General features: G+C 26.4%; 17 protein-coding genes. 8 read left to right on the forward strand and 9 right to left on the reverse strand.

Translation table 11 applies throughout. The features are described 5' to 3' along the window. Positions 1-42: 42 nt before the first annotated feature. From AANAER_RS05100 to AANAER_RS05120, 5 genes are all read right to left on the reverse strand, one after another. Complete coding sequence (locus tag AANAER_RS05100) at positions 43-1,260, reverse strand: IS256 family transposase (RefSeq protein WP_129083082.1); 1,218 nt, start codon at positions 1,258-1,260, stop codon at positions 43-45. An 87-nt stretch (positions 1,261-1,347) separates the two neighbouring features. Further along, positions 1,348-1,998, reverse strand: a complete 651-nt coding sequence (locus AANAER_RS05105; protein ID WP_129081776.1) for a hypothetical protein — start codon at positions 1,996-1,998, stop codon at positions 1,348-1,350. Positions 1,999-2,007: 9 nt separating this feature from the next. Beyond that, positions 2,008-2,583, reverse strand: coding sequence for a M23 family metallopeptidase (locus AANAER_RS05110; protein WP_164969340.1), 576 nt, complete (start codon positions 2,581-2,583; stop codon positions 2,008-2,010). A 239-nt stretch (positions 2,584-2,822) separates the two neighbouring features. Next, positions 2,823-3,230 carry a hypothetical protein gene (locus AANAER_RS05115; RefSeq protein ID WP_129081778.1) on the reverse strand — a complete coding sequence of 136 codons (408 nt, stop codon included), beginning with the start codon at positions 3,228-3,230 and terminating at the stop codon, positions 2,823-2,825. Between the two features lie 14 nt (positions 3,231-3,244). Then, positions 3,245-4,315 carry a hypothetical protein gene (locus AANAER_RS05120; protein ID WP_129081779.1) on the reverse strand — a complete coding sequence of 357 codons (1,071 nt, stop codon included), beginning with the start codon at positions 4,313-4,315 and terminating at the stop codon, positions 3,245-3,247. 130 nt (positions 4,316-4,445) lie between these two features. Here AANAER_RS05120 and AANAER_RS05125 point away from each other — a divergent pair, with 130 nt between their 5' ends. Then, entirely contained in the window at positions 4,446-5,129 is a 684-nt protein-coding gene (locus AANAER_RS05125) for a hypothetical protein (protein ID WP_129081780.1), read from the forward strand. Between the two features lie 29 nt (positions 5,130-5,158). Next, positions 5,159-7,183: a P-loop NTPase fold protein gene (locus tag AANAER_RS05130; protein ID WP_129081781.1), complete on the forward strand. Its 2,025-nt coding sequence runs from the start codon at positions 5,159-5,161 to the stop codon at positions 7,181-7,183. Between the two features lie 12 nt (positions 7,184-7,195). On the opposite strand, the gene AANAER_RS05135 is transcribed toward AANAER_RS05130, so the two are convergent. Then, positions 7,196-8,131 carry a hypothetical protein gene (locus AANAER_RS05135; protein ID WP_129081782.1) on the reverse strand — a complete coding sequence of 312 codons (936 nt, stop codon included), beginning with the start codon at positions 8,129-8,131 and terminating at the stop codon, positions 7,196-7,198. Between the two features lie 18 nt (positions 8,132-8,149). Next, on the reverse strand, positions 8,150-8,638 hold the full coding sequence (locus AANAER_RS05140; RefSeq protein WP_129081783.1) for a J domain-containing protein: 489 nt from the start codon (positions 8,636-8,638) through the stop codon (positions 8,150-8,152). Between the two features lie 214 nt (positions 8,639-8,852). Here AANAER_RS05140 and AANAER_RS05145 point away from each other — a divergent pair, with 214 nt between their 5' ends. Then, entirely contained in the window at positions 8,853-9,164 is a 312-nt protein-coding gene (locus tag AANAER_RS05145; protein ID WP_129081784.1) for an SHOCT domain-containing protein, read from the forward strand. A gap of 40 nt (positions 9,165-9,204) precedes the next feature. Here AANAER_RS05145 and AANAER_RS05150 read toward each other — a convergent pair whose 3' ends face one another. Next, positions 9,205-11,046: an ATP-binding protein gene (locus AANAER_RS05150; RefSeq protein WP_129081785.1), complete on the reverse strand. Its 1,842-nt coding sequence runs from the start codon at positions 11,044-11,046 to the stop codon at positions 9,205-9,207. 171 nt (positions 11,047-11,217) lie between these two features. Between AANAER_RS05150 and AANAER_RS05155 the strand changes: the two genes are divergently transcribed. The 4 genes from AANAER_RS05155 to AANAER_RS05170 are packed head-to-tail and all read left to right on the forward strand — an operon-like array spanning position 11,218 to position 14,224. Beyond that, positions 11,218-11,481, forward strand: a complete 264-nt coding sequence (locus tag AANAER_RS05155) for a DnaJ domain-containing protein (RefSeq protein WP_129081786.1) — start codon at positions 11,218-11,220, stop codon at positions 11,479-11,481. A 1-nt stretch (position 11,482) separates the two neighbouring features. Then, positions 11,483-12,916, forward strand: coding sequence for a DUF4139 domain-containing protein (locus tag AANAER_RS05160; RefSeq protein ID WP_164969341.1), 1,434 nt, complete (start codon positions 11,483-11,485; stop codon positions 12,914-12,916). A gap of 11 nt (positions 12,917-12,927) precedes the next feature. Beyond that, a complete protein-coding gene (locus AANAER_RS05165) occupies positions 12,928-13,794 on the forward strand; it encodes an ADP-ribosylglycohydrolase family protein (protein WP_129081788.1) in 867 nt (288 codons plus the stop codon). 7 nt (positions 13,795-13,801) lie between these two features. Continuing rightward, positions 13,802-14,224 (forward strand): phosphate-starvation-inducible PsiE family protein, encoded by a 423-nt coding sequence (locus AANAER_RS05170; RefSeq protein WP_044415466.1) that lies wholly within the window; start codon positions 13,802-13,804, stop codon positions 14,222-14,224. 37 nt (positions 14,225-14,261) lie between these two features. Here the strand turns inward: AANAER_RS05170 and AANAER_RS05175 are convergent, their stop codons facing one another. Next, the gene (locus tag AANAER_RS05175; RefSeq protein ID WP_129081789.1) at positions 14,262-15,290 is read right to left on the reverse strand and encodes a cytochrome-c peroxidase; all 1,029 of its coding nucleotides are present in this window, start codon (positions 15,288-15,290) and stop codon (positions 14,262-14,264) included. Between the two features lie 253 nt (positions 15,291-15,543). On the opposite strand from AANAER_RS05175, the gene AANAER_RS05180 reads away from it, so the two are divergent. Then, the gene (locus tag AANAER_RS05180) at positions 15,544-17,919 is read left to right on the forward strand and encodes a methyl-accepting chemotaxis protein (protein ID WP_129081790.1); all 2,376 of its coding nucleotides are present in this window, start codon (positions 15,544-15,546) and stop codon (positions 17,917-17,919) included. Positions 17,920-17,948 lie beyond the last annotated feature (29 nt).

Raw genomic sequence — 17,948 nt, forward strand, 5'->3', positions numbered from 1 at the left:
ACTGTTTAAAAATCTGTGTCAAGTAACTAATTGTAACTAAAGTTACACCTCTAAAAAATCATCTAACCTTCCCTCGAAAAATATTGCTAACTGAGAGAGAGTTAGATTCCAGTTTCTAACTGGCATTGTCCATTTTTCACTTGCATTTTGTATCCCCATATATAATAATTTTAATAAAGAATTTTCATTTGGAAATGCTCCTTTTGTTTTTGTTAGTTTCCTAAATTGTCTATGAACAGACTCAATAATATTGGTCGTATAAATCACTTTTCTAATTTCAGGTGGATACTTAAAATAAACAGATAGATTTTCCCATTTATTATGCCAAGATTGAAGTACAATAGGATATTTTTTACCCCATTTCTCATCAAGTTTTAGAAGTTCGTCTTCTGCTATCTCTTTTGATACTGCTTGATAAACAGGTTTTAAATCTTTCATAAATTCTTTATGGTTTTTAGAAGCAACATATTTCATTGAATTTCTAATTTGATGAATAATACATAGTTGTACTTCTGTTTTTGGAAATATTGTTTTTATTGCTTCAGGGAAGCCTTTTAAACCATCTACACTTGCAATAAGTATATCTTGCAATCCTCTGTTGTTTAAATCACTTAAAACACTAAGCCAGAAGTTTGCACCTTCACTCTCACTTAGATAAAGTCCAAGTATCTCTTTTTTACCATCTAAACGAAGTCCTAAAACAGTATAAACTGCTTTTGACACATATTTACCACCATCCTTGATTTTATAATGGATTGCATCTAACCATACAAAAGGATAAATTGTTTCTAATGGTCTACTTTGCCATGCTTTTACTTTATCAATAATCTTATCCGTAATTGCACTTATTGTTGCAGTTGATAATTCTACTCTATATATCTCTTCAATATGTTTAATTATATCTCTATAGCTTAATCCTAAGCCATACATTGAAATTATTCTTTCTTCTATTTCATTTGAAATTGTTGTTTGATTTTTCTTTACTAGTTGTGGTTCAAAAGATCCTGCTCTATCTCTTGGTGTATTTAGTTCAAATGTTCCATCTGTTGATTTTATTGTTTTAGATGTTTTACCATTTTTCCTATTCTTATTTCCTGATAATACATCATCTTTTATATGAGATTCTACTTCTGCTTCTAATGCAGCTTCCACTAATTGTTTTACTAAGGGAGCAAGTACACCATCTTTCCCACTTATTTTTTTACCAGCTAAAAGTTGTTGAACTGCTTCATTAAAATCAAACTCTGTTTCTTTTTTCATTGTCAATCCTTGATATTATTTTATCAGATTGACACAGAATTTTTAACACTCCCTAAAAAAGTTGAGTAAGTAATTACTCAACTTTTTTTACATATCATTCTTATTTATCATACATTTTCTAGTTCCACTATCATTTTGAAGTATAAAAATAAATCTATCTTGGTATAGTTTTCCTTTTATCTCAACTGTATAGGGTATTTTGTATATCTTTGTATAATTATCATCTTCACAACTGTAGATTGTATCCTTTTTAATAATGGGTTTCATCTCTTCAAAAGTTTCATCTTTTTCTTTTAGTGGCTCTTGCTCAAATGTTACGGCATTTTCTTGAATATTTTCATCTTTGGGTAAATTTTCTATTTTATCTTCCTCTTGTTCTATTTGGATATCTTCTTGAATTTCACTTTTTTGTAACAGCCCTTGGCTATTTTGAACTTGTACATGATCTTGAACTATATTCTCTTTTTGTGTTTCATTTTTTGAAAACACTCCAAATAGTATAAAAATAGTCAAAAGTAAATTTACTCCAATTGCAGCTATTAATATGTATAAAAGTTTGTATAAATCTAGATTTTTAAATTTTTCTTTACCTTGTTTATTTGTTTCAATTAATTGAGTAAGGTATTCTATTTTAGAACTTATTTCTTCATTTCTTTCATTTTCATTTAAAAGATTTTGTCTATTTAGTTCATGCATTTGTGCTAAGATATTTTGATATTTATCTTGTTCTGAGATCATAAAATTTCCTTATTTTATATCATTTTTCATTAGGAAAATCAGATCTTTCCAATGAATTGTTTCTTGATTTTTTGAAAAAATCGTATCAAAAGTTTTTCTATTCCAATACAAGAAATCAGTAGGATTCAAGTATTTTTTTATATATTTTACTTCATAGTGCAAGTGAGGACCATTGCTTCTTCCCGTATTTCCTGTAAGTCCTATTAATGTTCCTTTTTTTATTATATCCCCTGGGTTTACATAGATATCATCTAAATGGGCATATAAGGTCTCAAATCCGTGGTTATGTATTATTCTTACCATTTTCCCATATCCACCGTTATCAATATTTCTTGCCTCTAATATCACGCCGTTTGCAGTAGAATAAACTTCCGTACCTATTTTAGCTCTTAAATCTACTCCGGTATGTAGTTTTTCTTTTCTAAATATAGGATGAAGTCTGAATCCAAATTCAGAGGTAATAAAAACTTTTCTTAATGGAGGAGCACTTGGTATTGAGTTTAAAATAAACTTTTTGTCTTCTTCATTGATTCTAGTATTTAAATATATATTATTTTTATTTGATAAATCTAAACCTATATTCAACAATTGGTGTAGATCAGTTAATTGTGAGTTTAACTGATCTATCTCATTAATTCTATTATTTATTTGGATTTTGTAAAGGTTGTCTTTACTCTTTATATTATTGTTTAGTTCAATAATATTTAGATTTAAATAAATAATATATGTAAAGGATACTAATAACAGTATCAAAAATATAAAAATATTTTTTTTCTCTAATATTCTTTCAATCACTGTAACTATTGGATAATAAAAAAGTCAAATTAATAAGCTTTTCTATTACTCTCTGCTAAATCATCCATTGATACAAGTAAATTTTTACCGGCAATTTTTCCATACTTATCACCTATTTCAGAAGTATAAATTCTTTCAATTCTTATAAAATTTCCTTTTACATAAAAAGAGTTATTTAATCTTTTATCGTTGATTACCGTATTTCTATTTAACTTATTATAAGGAAACACTTCAATTTGGCTTGGAACTATTTCATAAAATTTAAATGAAATTTTTTTAGCAGGTTTTGCAATTTCTTTTTGCTTGGTATCAGTTACTTTTTCTTCTTTTACTACTGGTTCTTGTTCAGCTGCTTTATTATCTTTTTCAGGTTGATTGTTTATTGTACAACCTGCAAAAATTAAAGCTGTAATTCCATATATGAATATCTTTTTCATATCTAATCCTTTTTTTATTGTTTTAATAAGATTCTTTTTCTTATATGTCTCTTCTCATCTTCAAATTTAACATAAAGAGGAGTTAATTTATAGATTTTAAAACCAAATAATATATCGTTTTCTTTATACAACTTATTATTAAAAACTAAGTTTCCATCTTGATATTTAAGTTGCGTTTGGTATTTTTGGATATCATCAACAGATTGAAGAACAATAGAAGTATCATTATTTTCAATACCCTTCTTAGATTCAGAATTTTGATTTGCAAGGTTCTCTTCTTCTTTAATTTCTGTTTCTTTCTTTTCTAAATCAGGAGTTGTTATTTCATAAGTTACAACTTTATTTAATTTTTCATCTACTTCTACTTCTTCTTCTGGTTCATTGAAGACATTTGCTTCTTCATTAATTTCTTCTTTTTTTAAGTTTTGATCTTCTTCTAAAGGACTTGAATCGACATCATCTACTTTTACTTTTTGATCTGCACTTTCTAACTCTTCTTTTTTGATCTCTTCTATTTGAATTTCTTTATTTTCAGTAGTTTTAGTATCCTCTTTTAACTCTGTTTTTAATCCTACCTTTTCATTTTTTATCTCTTTTTCCGTTGTTTCTTTGCCTAAACTTATATATAAAAAAATTATTAATAATATTAATAATGATACTATTATAATTATATATTTTATATTTAAAGTTGTGATTTTATTATTTGAAAATATTTTAGGTTTTTTATCTTCTCTTTTTTCAACCTTCTCTTCTTCTTTTTTTTGGGTTTGTTCTTCTTTGATTTGAGATTCAATCTCTTCTTCTAATTCGTCTTCTAGAAGATTTTCTGAAATAACCTTATCTTTTATATCAATGATTTCATTTATATCTAAGAGGTTTTCATCTTCGTCAAGCTCTTCTAAAAGCTTGTTTATTGTAGTGTTATCACTACTTATATATTCATTTTTTTTAATTTGATTTAAAATATTTATAAGTTCTTCGTCATGCTTTATTTCATATTTATTTAGAAGATAATTTGCAGATAATTCATTTTTATCGTCATCTAAAATTTCTTGATATATTTTATTGTAATTTTCAAAATTCACTTTTAATTTTCCTATTTTCTTAATAATGGTATGGATTATTACTAAATAATATTTAAAGTTAGTTTAAAATGATTTTATGTATAATAGTTTTGATTATAATATGGAGAATTTAACTCACTTTAGGAAATAAATGAATTTTTTTAATTTAAATAACAGGTTATTAAGTGCATTGAATGATAAATTTATTATCTTTGCTGCAGGTTATAAAGGTGGAATAGGAAAATCTGTAATTGCGTTAGGTTTAGCAAAAGAGTTTAATGTCCCATATATAACAAATGATCAAGGATCTGCAATTTCGGGAAATGCAAAATTTTATGAACATACTTATTTAACATATGATTTTAGTATAACAAACAAAATAAGAGAATCAAAAGTCGTAATAGTAGACTTAGCCGGTTGTTTTCTTTTAGATAAAACAATATTAAAATTGATAAAAAAATCAAATCTTATAATCCTCCCTACAGGAGAAAATCCATATTTAGACCATACCGGATGCTTAATTTCGGCAAATAATATATATGAATTGAATTCAAATTTACTTTTTATTACAACAGGTGTTGAGGCAGATGAAATAAAAAACACTGTTTTTAATTTTTCAAAGACAAAAAGTAAATATCCTCATTTTGAAAAGTTAAAAGTATTTGGCTTGTCTAAATGTAATAAAATAATATATGACTCAATGGCAAAAAAAAGAAGCTATATCAGAACATACTTGTCTTATGCTGAAAATGAAAAAGAGGATTATAAGCCCTTTATGAAAGAGTGGTCAAAAATTATAAAAGAGATTAAAAATAAAATTAAAATTTATCAATAGATTTTAACAAATTAAAAAAAGGGAAAATATTGACAAATATAATTGATGATAAGGCAATTGATAAAATAAAATATGATGCTTTAGATTTTGACAGTTATGTTCATGTATTAGCAGAAAGTATATTAGAAGAATCTTCTCCTCCAAATATTGCAATATATGGTAAATACGGTTCTGGAAAAACTTCTTTGGTTAAACTTCTGATTAATAAAATACATTTGGCACCTAAACAGAAAAATATTATAAATATTTTTTACGATGCTTGGAAATTTGAACATAATAACACAGATTCTTTAATCAATCTGCTAAGTACGCTTGAAAAATCTATACAATTAAATAAAATCAATTTTAAAGAAGATGTAATTCTTAACATTTTTGATTATGTAAAATATATCAAAATTGCCATTTCAAAGATTGATAATCAAAAAAATGAAGAAAAAAATAGTGATAATACTTCTCTTTTGGAAATATATGAGTTATTAAAAAAACTTGAAGACTTATTAGTAGAAGAGAATTTTTTATTGATTTTTTATATAGATAACTTGGATAAATGCAATTCTGCAAATTGTATGAAAATATTAGAAAGTATGAACCTGATATTTGATTTAAAAGGTTTCTCTTTTGTAATCACATCAGATAAAAAACTTTTAAAGGATAAGCTTATAAATTCTTCTATTAAAGATTTTGAAGGCTATTTAGATAAAACAATACAGTTACCTTTTTATATTCCCTCTTTTAGTGGTAAAATGAATGATTTATTACAGAATATCTATTTAAGAACAAATTCAAATACGGAGTTAGAAAAAGAGATAAAAGATGTACTTTTTTCTATCTCTTCTTTTAATAAATTAACACCAAGATTGATTATAAAATTGATAAATAGAATAAAAGTTTGTTCAAAAATATATATTAAATTAAATCCAAATACTCAACTCTCTTATGAAAATATACTCTCTTTATTTGCAATATCATGTACATTAGAAGAGTTGTTTAACGGATTTCACAATGTTCTAATTCAAAGTGATACAATCGCAAAATATATCATAAAAATAATGCAAACGGAACTTTTTTATAAAGATGAATTTATTACAAATATAAATATTCTAAATGATAATAAAAAGTTATTGATTGATTTGTTAGAGAATAATTTCCATATTTTAAAAATGATTTTCAGCACAGAAGCGGGAAAATATTGGTTAGAAAATAAAGCTTACAGAATAAGTACTTATGAATTTTTGAAATCAAATAATGATATTATGGAAGATATGCAGATCAACTCTTTACCGGTATATAAAACAGATTTTATGGAGAATATTATCCCTGTAAAAGAAAAAGAAATAGATCCTAAAAAATTTATATCTATACCTAATAGTGAATATGAAATCAGTAAATATGTTGTTACTAATAAATGGTATGAAGAGTTTATTTTATCTGATGGATATAATAATACAAAATATTGGATTGATTTACCTTCTCAAATCTGGTTAATAAATAATAAAATAACTACGCTTGATGAAAAATATGAAAAGATGATTGAAAAAGAGTCTATTTATTACAGAAAAAAGTTTAATAAAGAATTAAAAAAAGAAGATTTTAATAAAGCCTTACAGCCTATAGTTTATATTACTTATTATGAAGCTTTGGCCTTTTGTAGATATTTGACTGATATAGATGAAAAATATGAATATATGATTCCTAGTAAAAGACAATGGGAATACTTTGCAAATAGCGGTGATAAAACAAGAATTTATCCATGGGGTAATAATTGGGATAACAATTATTGCAATAATGCTTCAAATCAATTAAATAAAACGACTGAAATAGGTATGTTCCCTCAAGGAGATTCAAAATTTGGGGTAAGCGATATGGTTGGGAATGTTTGGGTATGGACATCAACTTTAGATAATAATGATTATAACTACTTAAAAGGCGGCTCTTGGAATTTTAGTGATCCTTCTTATTTTAAAATATCAAATAGCCAAATGAACTTCTACAATAATCCCTCTTATCAACATTATGATATAGGTTTTTTATGTATAAGAAAAGAGAAAAAGTAAAAATTCTCTTTTTTATTGATAATTAATATAAAGCGGTTGTCTTAGTATTTGTCTTCCATTTGCTGATTCCAAACCTAGTATTTGTTTTGGAGTCATAATATATGTATCGGCATGGTAAAAAATTTTAAATCCACTGTCCGCTATTTTGGTTTCATCTTCATTATAAAGTGAATTATAGATTTTAATTTTTACAGCCGGATCTCCATGTCCGTCAATATTATAAATTAAATCTACGTTTTCATATTTTTTTACTAACTCTTTATTTCTTAACATTCTTTTATGAAACATATGAACTATAAGTTGTTTTTTCTTTAAATGATTTTCAATAATATAATTATTTATAAGTTCTTGTGCTGCATTTAAATCTTTTGCATAAATATGGCCGATATATTTACCAGGAGGATATTTTTTATGTTTGGGAATTTTAAATTCTGGGTCTAGTGCTAGATGAACATAATCATATTTTAGATATTTCAGAACAGGCTTTAAAGCTTCAACCGGAGTATTTGTTCCCATTTGCAAGTCAATAATTACTTCAAAGTTTTCTTCTTTTGCTCTTTGAATATATGGTATAAGACTTTTTTCCGATAATCTTAGCATATATGTTCCTCTTCTTCCTGCATCGGAAGTAGCAAGCCCATAGATTATATGAAATGCCATTTTTATATCAACTTTGTTGCCTAGCTCTTTTTTATAATAAGCCTCTTTTTCTCTCATTTTTTTTACTAATTGATCAATATTGCTTTGTCCTAAAATTCCCAAAGATTTTGTGTTTGGTCTTCCGTAATATCCAATAATTAGTTTCTCTTTTTTTACTTCTTTTTCAATTGTCTTTGGAACAATCTCTTGTTTGTTTATTTCCTTAGAAGTAAGTGTTTGTACATTTGCAAAAATAGCTTGCATTGAAACAAATATCAACAAGAACGTTAATCTGAGTTTTATATTCACTCCTTTATCCTAAAAATTTTAATTTCCGTACACTTTTAAAAGCACTTCTTTATAATGATTTAATTGTTGCATCATAGTATCATCTTGATGATTTATATCCGGATGATATTTTTTTGCAAGTTCCTTATATCTTTTTTTTATCTCTTCTTTTGTCGGTGTTGATGTAAAACCAAAAAACTCTTTTGCTTTTTCTACTTCTCCAAATTGAGGTGGAGTATTAAAGTTTCCTCTTCTAAATTGTTCTTCAAATTGTTCAAAGTTAAAATCTTTTGCATTAAATCCTGAGCCTGAACTAAAATCTTTACCGTTAAAAGTAAATTTAAAGCTTTGATTGCTACTCTCTTTTAGTTTTTTCTTAAACTGATAGAAAAAATAGTATCCAATAGCAACAAAGATAAAAAGTATAATTAAAAAAGTACCGAAATTTGTGAATATTAAATATAAAATTCCAAAGAATATTGCCCATTTTATAAGGCTTGAAAAAATATATGTCAACTCTCTACCCATATTATAATAATCCTGTCTATTTTTAAAAGTGATATTATAGTATTTTATACCAAATTATAAGCTTTTAATCAAATCTTGATTTAAAAAGTTAGGAAAGTTTAATTTAATTATTTAAAGATGTTAATAAATATATTATAAAGTAATTTTATTAAGTATAATTTAAGAAATTATTTCATAAAATTTAAAACTAAAAAAAATATTTAAGGATTCTTTTATGAAAAAAGTTTTATTTACTTCAGTTTGTATATCATTATTAACTGTAAATTTACAAGCTAGTTTTTTTGAAAACATGATAGATAAAGTAAGCGATAAAATCACTCAGAAAACAGAGAATGTATTAACTGAAAAAAGTGATAAAATGATTGATAATGCTGTAAATACGATGAATGAAGAAAATAAAAGTACTAAAAAAGTAACTAACTTAAATAAAGTTGCAGAATTAAAAGAATTAGTGCAAATGAAAAAAGAGGGATATATAACAGATGCTGAGTTTCGACAACAAAAAGCATTGATTTTAAATAAGTAATTTTATTTATACTTTGTATATTTTGTAGGAATAGTCTATTTTAAGCTAAGGGAAGTTCTATATAAAATTTTGCCCCCTCTGTTTTATTTTTTACATATATAGTACCTTTTAAATTTTCCGTAACTATCTTATATGTAAGATAGAGACTTATTCCTGTTCCTATTGATTCATGTTTAGTAGTAAAATATGGATCAAAAATATTATTGATTTTATCTTTTTCTATTCCTCCTGCATTGTCTCTTATTGTTATAAAAATTTTATTTTCATTTTTCTTTTTTACTGTTATTACTATTTGTTTATTTGTTACATTTTTATTTTTTGAAAAAGCATCGTTTGCATTTGTTAAAATTGCATTAAATATTTCAAAAAGTTCAGATGTTGTTCCTAAAATATGAAGCTTCTCTTCTTCATATTTTTTTATTATTTCTATATTGTTTTCTTTGAAAAAAGGAGCCAAAAAGTTTACCACCTTATCCATTTTAGATTGAACGCACAGTACTTTTTTCTCTTCATCGTTTATGTCTATATAATCTCTAAAACTATCTAAGGTTTTAGATAAATATTTTGACTGTTCCAAAATAGAGTTTATAAACTTTTCAAAATCTTTACTTTCAAGCATATTCATATCTCTTTCAATTTTTAATCCGCTTGCGCAAGTCGTTATTACACTTAAAGGTTGCCTCCATTGATGAGAAATATTTGTTATCATTCTACCGATAGATGCCATTTTTGATTGATTAAACATATGTAAGTCTTGTTTTCTTCCTTTTCTTACTTCCAAAGAGACTCTTTTATCAAGCTCTTTATTTAGTTTTAAAAGTTTTGCTTTTGCAAAAGTTTGTTTATAAAAGAGATAAAATATTAAAGCTAACAAAATATATGAGATAAATATTTTGGATATTAGGTCATTTTTGTCATTGAGAATTACTTTATCGTCTTGATAGATACATAATACTGCAACTACTTCGTTTGAAACGGGATTCTTTATAGGAATCATTGTTTTTATAAAATCCAAATCATCCTCAAATACGGTAAAAGGTTTGCCTTTCATTAAATTTTGAGTGTAATCTTTTTCTTCTTTTATTTTAGTTTTTAAAGGTGGATATTTCTCATAAATTGATTTTTCATAATAAAACTTTTTATTAGGGCTTAAAATATAGTTTTTAAGTTCATCTTTAAAAAGTTTTTTATCAACAACATCTTTTTTAATCAAAAAATTAAGCTTTAAATTATACGTATTAAGCATTGTTTCAACCATTGCTAAAACGCTAAAGGATATTTCAACGCTTCCTATATGTTTTTTTTCTTCTGAAAAAAGAGGATATACAAATCTAAAACCGTTAAATATTCTTCCCTCTTCAAAACCGTCAATATATTTTTTATATCTATTTACATAAGCTACAGTTGCCCTAATATTTGTTAGATTATCTCCGTATTTATTTGGTCTGTGCATTCTTAAAAAACTTTCATTATCGGGTAAGTGAAAATGCAACTGTTTTAAATTATATCGTTTTAGTTTTTCATATTTTAGTTTTAAATGGTCTAAAAGTTTTTTCCTAATTATATTTTTTTGTGCACCTGAGCTTGTATAAGCCTTTTGGAAAATATTAATGGTATTTTCAGTATTTATATCTGCATCAAAAATAATATTTGAGAGAACTTTATATTCATTATATACAGCTCTGTATTCAAGAAGATGTTGATGGGTTTTATGGTTTAAATAATTTTCTATGCCTTTTTTATATTGTAAAAAATAGAGGAATACAAGTGCAGTTGTTATTATAAAATATATTAAAAGAAATTTAATAATAATCTTTTTTTTATCAGAAAATAGGATTGAATCATTTTGGGAAAATTTGCCTGTTTTATTTTGCTCAATCACAATATATCCTTTTTGCAAACAATTAATCTTATCATAATGATATGAAAAAGTAAATATTTTATAATATATTATCTTTTAATTATTCTTTTATTTTAACTTGAAATTAATAATTATAAAGTATGATTATTTTATAATTAATATAGAATATTTTTAGCAATTTTAGGAAAACAGATGGATTATGAAGAGTTTGAAAAAGCAGTTGAATTTTTTGGAATACTTACTAGAACTTCAAAGAAAGATTTAAAGAAAAAGTACTTAAAACTGTCAAAAATGTATCATCCCGATATGGAAGAAGGAAGTGAAGAAAAGTTTAAGCAACTTCAAGATTCCTATGAATTGTTAAATAAATATATGGATTCTTTTGCTTTCTCTTTTGATGAAGAGGAGTTTAAAGAGCAGTTCCCTTCTTTTACAAATTATAAAAATTGGAGATAAAATGAAATTAATAACTTTTTTGCTGTTTAGTGTAGCTTGTGTTTTTGCAAATGCAAATATAAAAAGCCTTGATATATATTTAAACAAAAGTTTTATAAATCAAAATCTTGATTTATCTAAAAAAAGTGAAAAACTTTTAGGAGAAGTAAGATTAGAAGATTTAAAGTTCACTCTTGATGAAAGTTGTAAAATAAACAGTTTTAATATAGAAACAAAAAATTATGAAAATGATCAATTAAGCGAAGATATAGAAAAACTAAGCCAAAAAATAAATTTTGAAGAGAATCAAATAAAGGCTTTAAAAAGCGAAATCTCTTTTTTAGAAAAAAACAATCTTTCAAATATTGAGAAAGTAAGTATGTTGCAAAAAAGTTCAGCTTTTGTAAAAAAACAGATTCTAGAAGATTATAATGAAATATATAATTTAAACAATCAAATAAAAAAAGATAAACAAGCTTTGGATAAATTGACTCAAAAAAGATCAAATACAAAATACACAAAATTGGATTACGATATAAATTGTAAGAAACCTGTATTTATCACTTATCCTATTTATGCTCTTCAAAAAAAGAGCCTTTATGAGGTAAGTTACGACTCAAAAAAAGAGGAAGTTGAATTAAAAAATTTACTTTATATTACTCAAAGCTCGGGAGAAGATTTAAAAAATATTGTTATAAATTTATATACATATAATTATATTAATCAAATAAAACCAAACCCTTTTATACCTGAATATTTGGACTTTACTGAAAAACACGATGCCGTAACAGAATCAGCAAATGGTATAAAACCGATGCTTATGAAAGCAACAAGAGTTTTAAAAACTCCTGCTTATGATTATTATGAAGATACGACAAAATCTTTTTTTAAAGCTTCAAATATAACTTTATCAAGAGGAAAAGAGAATAAAGTTTTATTTGCAAAAGATAGTTATAAAGCTTCAAAAAGTTTGGAAATAGATGGGTACTCGATGTCTCAAGCTTTTTATAAAGTTGATTTTAAAAGCAAAAAACTTTACGGTATAACAAGTGCAAATTTGTATCTTGACGGAACATATATCGGAAAAACAACATTAAAAGAGATTCAAAAAAATAAAGAGAGTTCTATATATTTTGGAGCAAATAGATTTATTGATATAAAAAAAGAGCTTGTAAAAGATATGAAAGAGGAACCTTTTTTCTCTATAAATAAAACCAAAACTCAAAAAATATGGAACTATGAAATAAAAAACAGTAGTAAACAGACTCAAAAGATTGTTTTGTTAGAAAGAGTTCCCGTTTCGAAACATGAAGATATAAAAGTTAAATTGATTGGCGAATCAAAAGAGAGCAAAATGGAAAAAAACGGTAAAATCTATTTTGAATTTGATTTAAATCCAAATGAGAGTAAAACTGTTAATTTTGGATATGAGATTGAAAAACCTACTAAAAAGTAAGGAGCTTTATAATGTTTGAGAAGAAAAAAATTAAAGAATTAATATTGGTTTCTTTGGTTGCAGATGCATATTGTCTTGGTGCCCATTGGGTTTATGACGAAAAGCAACTGGAAAATTTGGATATTAATTGGGATGAATTAAACGATGCTAAATCTCTTTGGCATAAAGGTAAAAAAGCAGGAGAATTTACCCATTACGGAGATCAAACATTATGGTTGTATCAATTTTTACAAGATAAAGAGAGTTTTGATGCAAAAGAGTATATAAAATATTGGAAAAGCCAAATTGAGATTTACAATGGATATATAGATTCAGCTACAAGAAAAACTTTGGAAAATATTGAAAAAGGTATTTTACCGACAGGTTCGGATTCTACGGATTTATCTATTGTAGGCAGAATTGCACCTTTGCTTTTAGTCTCAAAAACAAAAGAGGAATTTTTTAAAAATGTAGTAGAATTTGTGAAATGTACACATAACTCAACTGCTGCAATCGAGACTTCAAAATATTTTGCAAAACTGCTAATAGAAGTTTTAAACGGAAAAGATATTGAAGCTGCGATCATCTCTTTAAAAGATGAATTTGATGCAAAAATTCAATCATATATAACAAGTGCAATCGCTTCAAAAACTGAAAATACTTTTGATGCAATCAGGGAATTTGGTCCTGCTTGCGGCATTGAAGGCGGTTTTCAAAGTGTTATTCATCTTTTATGTAAATATGATAATTTAAAAGAGATGCTGATTAATAACGCCAAAGCCGGAGGTGACAGCAGTGCAAGAGCTATGATAGCTTCAATAATTTTTATGGCTAAGCCAAACAGAACACTTGCTTTGATTCCTCAATCATGGTTAGGTATAAAAGCAACTATAATATAGGGAAGAAATGAAAGGTCAAAAATTTTTTAAGGATAAATTTTATATAGAGTTTGCTATTACTTCTATTCTTTTTTTAATTGCTTTGGCAATGGATAAATTGATGGAAGCAATAATTTATATGCTCTATTTTATTATTTTTTTAGAGATAGTAAGAACAGTAGTAAATTATGTAAGAGAGCAGATTGTTATTATAACAACGTTGGTTGATGCTTTTATCGTATTGGCTCTTAGAGAGTTAATCGTAAATTTGGTAAAAATAAATAATGAAAAAACAGAATCTATAAGCGAACTTTTTTCTAGTACCTTAAATCATAATCTTTTAGTTATTTCAGGAGTAATTTTATTTTTACTTTTGGTTAGATATCTTTCTATTAAAACTTCATATCAGTATATAATAGAAAAGCAGAAAAAACGGGAAGAAAAAGAGTAAGAATTTATAATCTTTAGGGAGATTTCCCTAAAGAGTTTTATTTCATATCCGGTTTTGGAGTTTTATCTGAAATTACAGGTAGCTGAGGATATTTAATCTCAGGTTTTTCACCTGTTAATGATTTTAAGAATGTAGAGATTTTAGTTGCATCCGCATCGGAAATTTTCATTCCTAGTTGAATGTCTCCCATTAATTTAACTGCTTGATTTAAAGACCATACATTACCGTTATGGAAATAAGGTGCAGTCTCTTCAACGTTTCTTAGTGTAGGAGTTTTAACCATACCGTCTTTTGTTCCCGTAAATCCACCTACATTTAAGTCATATTTTGAAGCATCAAACGGCATCATAGTTCCACCAAGTCCTATATCATTGTGACAGCTTGCACAACCTTTATCAATAAATATATTTAATCCTTCTTTTTCCGCATCAGTCAATGCATTTAGTTTTCCGTTTAAAAAGGCATCATATCTTGAAGGTGTAATAAGAGTTTTTTCGAAAATTGCGATAGTATCGGCAATTAATGCAAATGTAACTTTTACATCATCACCATAAGTTTTTTTAAACTCTTCAACATAACCTGGCATTGAAGTAACTCTTTGAACAACTAAACTAGCAGGAGCTGCCATTTCAGGTGCTGCTTGCATAGGACCTTGTGCTTGGTCTGCTAAGTGTGGAGATCTTCCATCCCAAAATTGAGCTTTATTTAAAACAGAGTTGTAAACAGTCGGTGAATTTAAATGAGCAGGATTCGGAGTCCATTTATGACCTACTGCTGCACCTACACCGTCTACACCACCCATTGCCAAGTTATGACATGTATTACATGAAATAATTCCTGATTTAGATAATCTTGGATCAAAATATAGTTTTTTACCAAGTTCTACTTTTGCATCTGTTATTGGATTTTTTGGATCATCAACAAGTTTTAAAACCTCAAGTTGCGATTGTGGAATTGCTTTTAATCCCGAATTTGTAGCTTTTTCAAGTAAAACTGCATCTGACGCGGCAAATGCACTTACCCCTGCAAACATAATTGAAGCTACTGCTAAACTAATTTTTTTCATCTCTTCTCCTTTTGTAAAATAAGATAATTAAAATCATAGGATAAAATTTATTAAATAAAAATTAATTCTTATAAGAAATTTTATCTAAATATAAAAATTAAATTTTATTTAAGATAGAGTTTATTAATTTAACCAACTGTATAAAAAATAATATTTGTGACATATGTTTCAGAAAAAATTCATGTTATTATTTCAAATCTTTTAAAAGAGTCTGTAAAAATAATTCCAATTTTAAAAGTTTTTAGGAGTATAAATGAGTAAATTAAATTTTGGGACAAAATTACTTTTAATTTTAATTTCGGCAAGTATAATCTCTCTTGGGACAATGATTTTTGTTATTTCATCTTATTCATATTCAAATTCGGAAAATGATGCAAAAAACTATATTAGTGAATTGACCAAAAAAAATGCGGTAGAGATAAAAAGTACATTGGATAAAGCAATTATTATTGCAAACTCTTTTGCAAGTAAATATGAAAGTGCGGCAAAACACAATGAAAAAGTATCGAAAAAAGCAACTATAAGTTATTCAAAATCCGTATTAGAAGACAATCCTTTTATATTGGGAATTTGGTTCTCTTTTAAAGATAATTCAATGTTTTATGAAAAAAATTTAGATGAAGTCAATCCTCATTTTTATACGAAAAAAGGAGCTTTCCAACCTTATGTAGTAAGAAATAGTGACGGAAGTTTTACTATTGAACCCTCAGATGATTATAGTTTAGATTTCCCTTGGATTAATCTTCCTTATAAAAATAAAAGAGTATCAATAACCAAACCATATAAATTTAAAATTGACGGCAAAGAAGTTCTAATGACTACAATCTCTTCACCTGTATATTATAACAATGAGTTTATAGGTGCAGTGGGAGTTGATTTCTCTTTGGATTTTTTTAATAAAAACATAAGTTCTATAAAACTATTTAAAACAGGTTATTGCAGTGTGATGGATTCTTACGGAAAAATTATCAGTCATCCTAATGTAAAAGCTTTAGGAAAATCTATGAATGAAATTACTTCAAATAAAAGTATTTTAAAATCATTAGAACTTACAAAAGAGGGGAAAGATAATATTTTTAGTGCAGAGAATTTAAAAACAGGTGAAATTTCTCACTCCTATTCATACCCTTTTGAATTTGGGAATACAGGTACATATTGGACTTTTATTTCAACAGTTCCCGAAGAAGAGTATTTAGAAGAGGCAATTTTTATAAGAAACTTTTCTATAGGTTTTGGTTTAGTAGTTTTATTGGTTATTATAGTTGTTGTTTTATATAGTATACGAATTTTAAATAAAAACTTAACATCAATAAAAGAGGGCTTATTAAGTTTTTTCTCATTTTTAAATAAAGATTCAAAAGATGCACAGCTTATAAAAATAGATTCAGAAGATGAATTTGGTCAAATGGCTAAAGTTATTAATGAAAATATTGAAAAAACAGAGAGTTTAATAATTCAGGATAATATTCTTATAGAAGATGTAAAAAGAGTCGTAAATGAAGTAAAAGAGGGAAGATTCAATAAAAAGATTGAAAAAAGCACAGATAATGAGAGTTTGGAAGAGTTAAAAAATACATTTAACGAAATGTTAGAAACCACTAAGAAAAACGTGTGTGAAGATATAAACAAACTAACAGAAGTTTTAGATGATTTTTCAAAACTAAATTTTAGAACAAGAGTAAAAAACGATAAAGGAAATGTGGCAGTAGGAGTAAATAATCTTGCTGATATAATAACTAAAATGTTAATTGAAAACAAAGAAAACGGACTTACTTTGGATGAAAGTTCAAATATACTTCTTAAAAATGTAGATAAATTAAATATAAGTTCAAATGAAGCGGCAACCTCTTTGGAAGAGACAGCAGCCGCATTGGAACAAATAACTTCAAATATCAGAAGCAACACGGAAAATATTGCAAAAATGGCAAATTATGCAAATGACGTAACTAAATCGGCAAAAAACGGAGAAAATTTAGCAAATCAAACAACAATGTCAATGGATGAAATAAATGGACAAGTAAATGCAATAAATGAGGCAATTACGGTAATCGATCAAATAGCTTTCCAAACAAATATTCTTTCGTTAAACGCGGCAGTAGAAGCTGCAACGGCAGGAGAAGCAGGAAAAGGCTTTGCCGTAGTTGCCCAAGAAGTTAGAAATCTTGCAAGCAGAAGTGCAGAAGCAGCAAAAGAGATAAAAGAATTAGTTGAAACTGCAACAAATAAAGCTAACCAAGGTAAAAGTATCGCAAGTAATATGATTGAAGGATATAAAGAGTTAAATGAAAATATTCATCAAACGAAAAATTTGATAGAAGATATAGAGATGTCAAGTAAAGAACAACTTAACGGAATAGAACAGATAAATACGGCAGTAAATCAGCTTGATCAACAGACTCAGCAAAATGCGGCAGTAGCCTCTCAAACACAAAATATAGCAACTCTTACGGATGATATAGCAAAACTTATAGTAACAAATGCGGACGAAAAAGAGTTTGAGGGGAAACAAAGCGTAAAAGCAAAAGATATAAATATAGATAAAAACTCTTCAAATTCAAATAAAAAAGAAGAGAAAAAACAGAGCAGAAGTGAAAATAATAAAGAACAAGAAACTTGGGAGAGTTTTTAAATTAGCAGAGTTTTGATTTTAGAGCTGTA

It is taken from the genome of Halarcobacter anaerophilus (genome assembly GCF_006459125.1).
Classification (GTDB): Bacteria; Campylobacterota; Campylobacteria; order Campylobacterales; family Arcobacteraceae; genus Halarcobacter; species Halarcobacter anaerophilus.

Excerpts from the sequence above, each read along its gene's own strand:
- AANAER_RS05145 (WP_129081784.1), top strand. The coding sequence starts at position 8,853 with ATGAAAAAAGTTTTATTTACTTCAGTTTGTATATCATTATTAACTGTA.
- AANAER_RS05160 (WP_164969341.1), top strand. The coding sequence starts at position 11,483 with ATGAAATTAATAACTTTTTTGCTGTTTAGTGTAGCTTGTGTTTTTGCA.
- AANAER_RS05170 (WP_044415466.1), top strand. The coding sequence starts at position 13,802 with ATGAAAGGTCAAAAATTTTTTAAGGATAAATTTTATATAGAGTTTGCT.
- AANAER_RS05175 (WP_129081789.1), bottom strand. The coding sequence starts at position 15,290 with ATGAAAAAAATTAGTTTAGCAGTAGCTTCAATTATGTTTGCAGGGGTA.
- AANAER_RS05155 (WP_129081786.1), top strand. The coding sequence starts at position 11,218 with ATGGATTATGAAGAGTTTGAAAAAGCAGTTGAATTTTTTGGAATACTT.
- AANAER_RS05125 (WP_129081780.1), top strand. The coding sequence starts at position 4,446 with ATGAATTTTTTTAATTTAAATAACAGGTTATTAAGTGCATTGAATGAT.
- AANAER_RS05140 (WP_129081783.1), bottom strand. The coding sequence starts at position 8,638 with ATGGGTAGAGAGTTGACATATATTTTTTCAAGCCTTATAAAATGGGCA.
- AANAER_RS05165 (WP_129081788.1), top strand. The coding sequence starts at position 12,928 with ATGTTTGAGAAGAAAAAAATTAAAGAATTAATATTGGTTTCTTTGGTT.
- AANAER_RS05115 (WP_129081778.1), bottom strand. The coding sequence starts at position 3,230 with ATGAAAAAGATATTCATATATGGAATTACAGCTTTAATTTTTGCAGGT.
- AANAER_RS05100 (WP_129083082.1), bottom strand. The coding sequence starts at position 1,260 with ATGAAAAAAGAAACAGAGTTTGATTTTAATGAAGCAGTTCAACAACTT.
- AANAER_RS05105 (WP_129081776.1), bottom strand. The coding sequence starts at position 1,998 with ATGATCTCAGAACAAGATAAATATCAAAATATCTTAGCACAAATGCAT.
- AANAER_RS05180 (WP_129081790.1), top strand. The coding sequence starts at position 15,544 with ATGAGTAAATTAAATTTTGGGACAAAATTACTTTTAATTTTAATTTCG.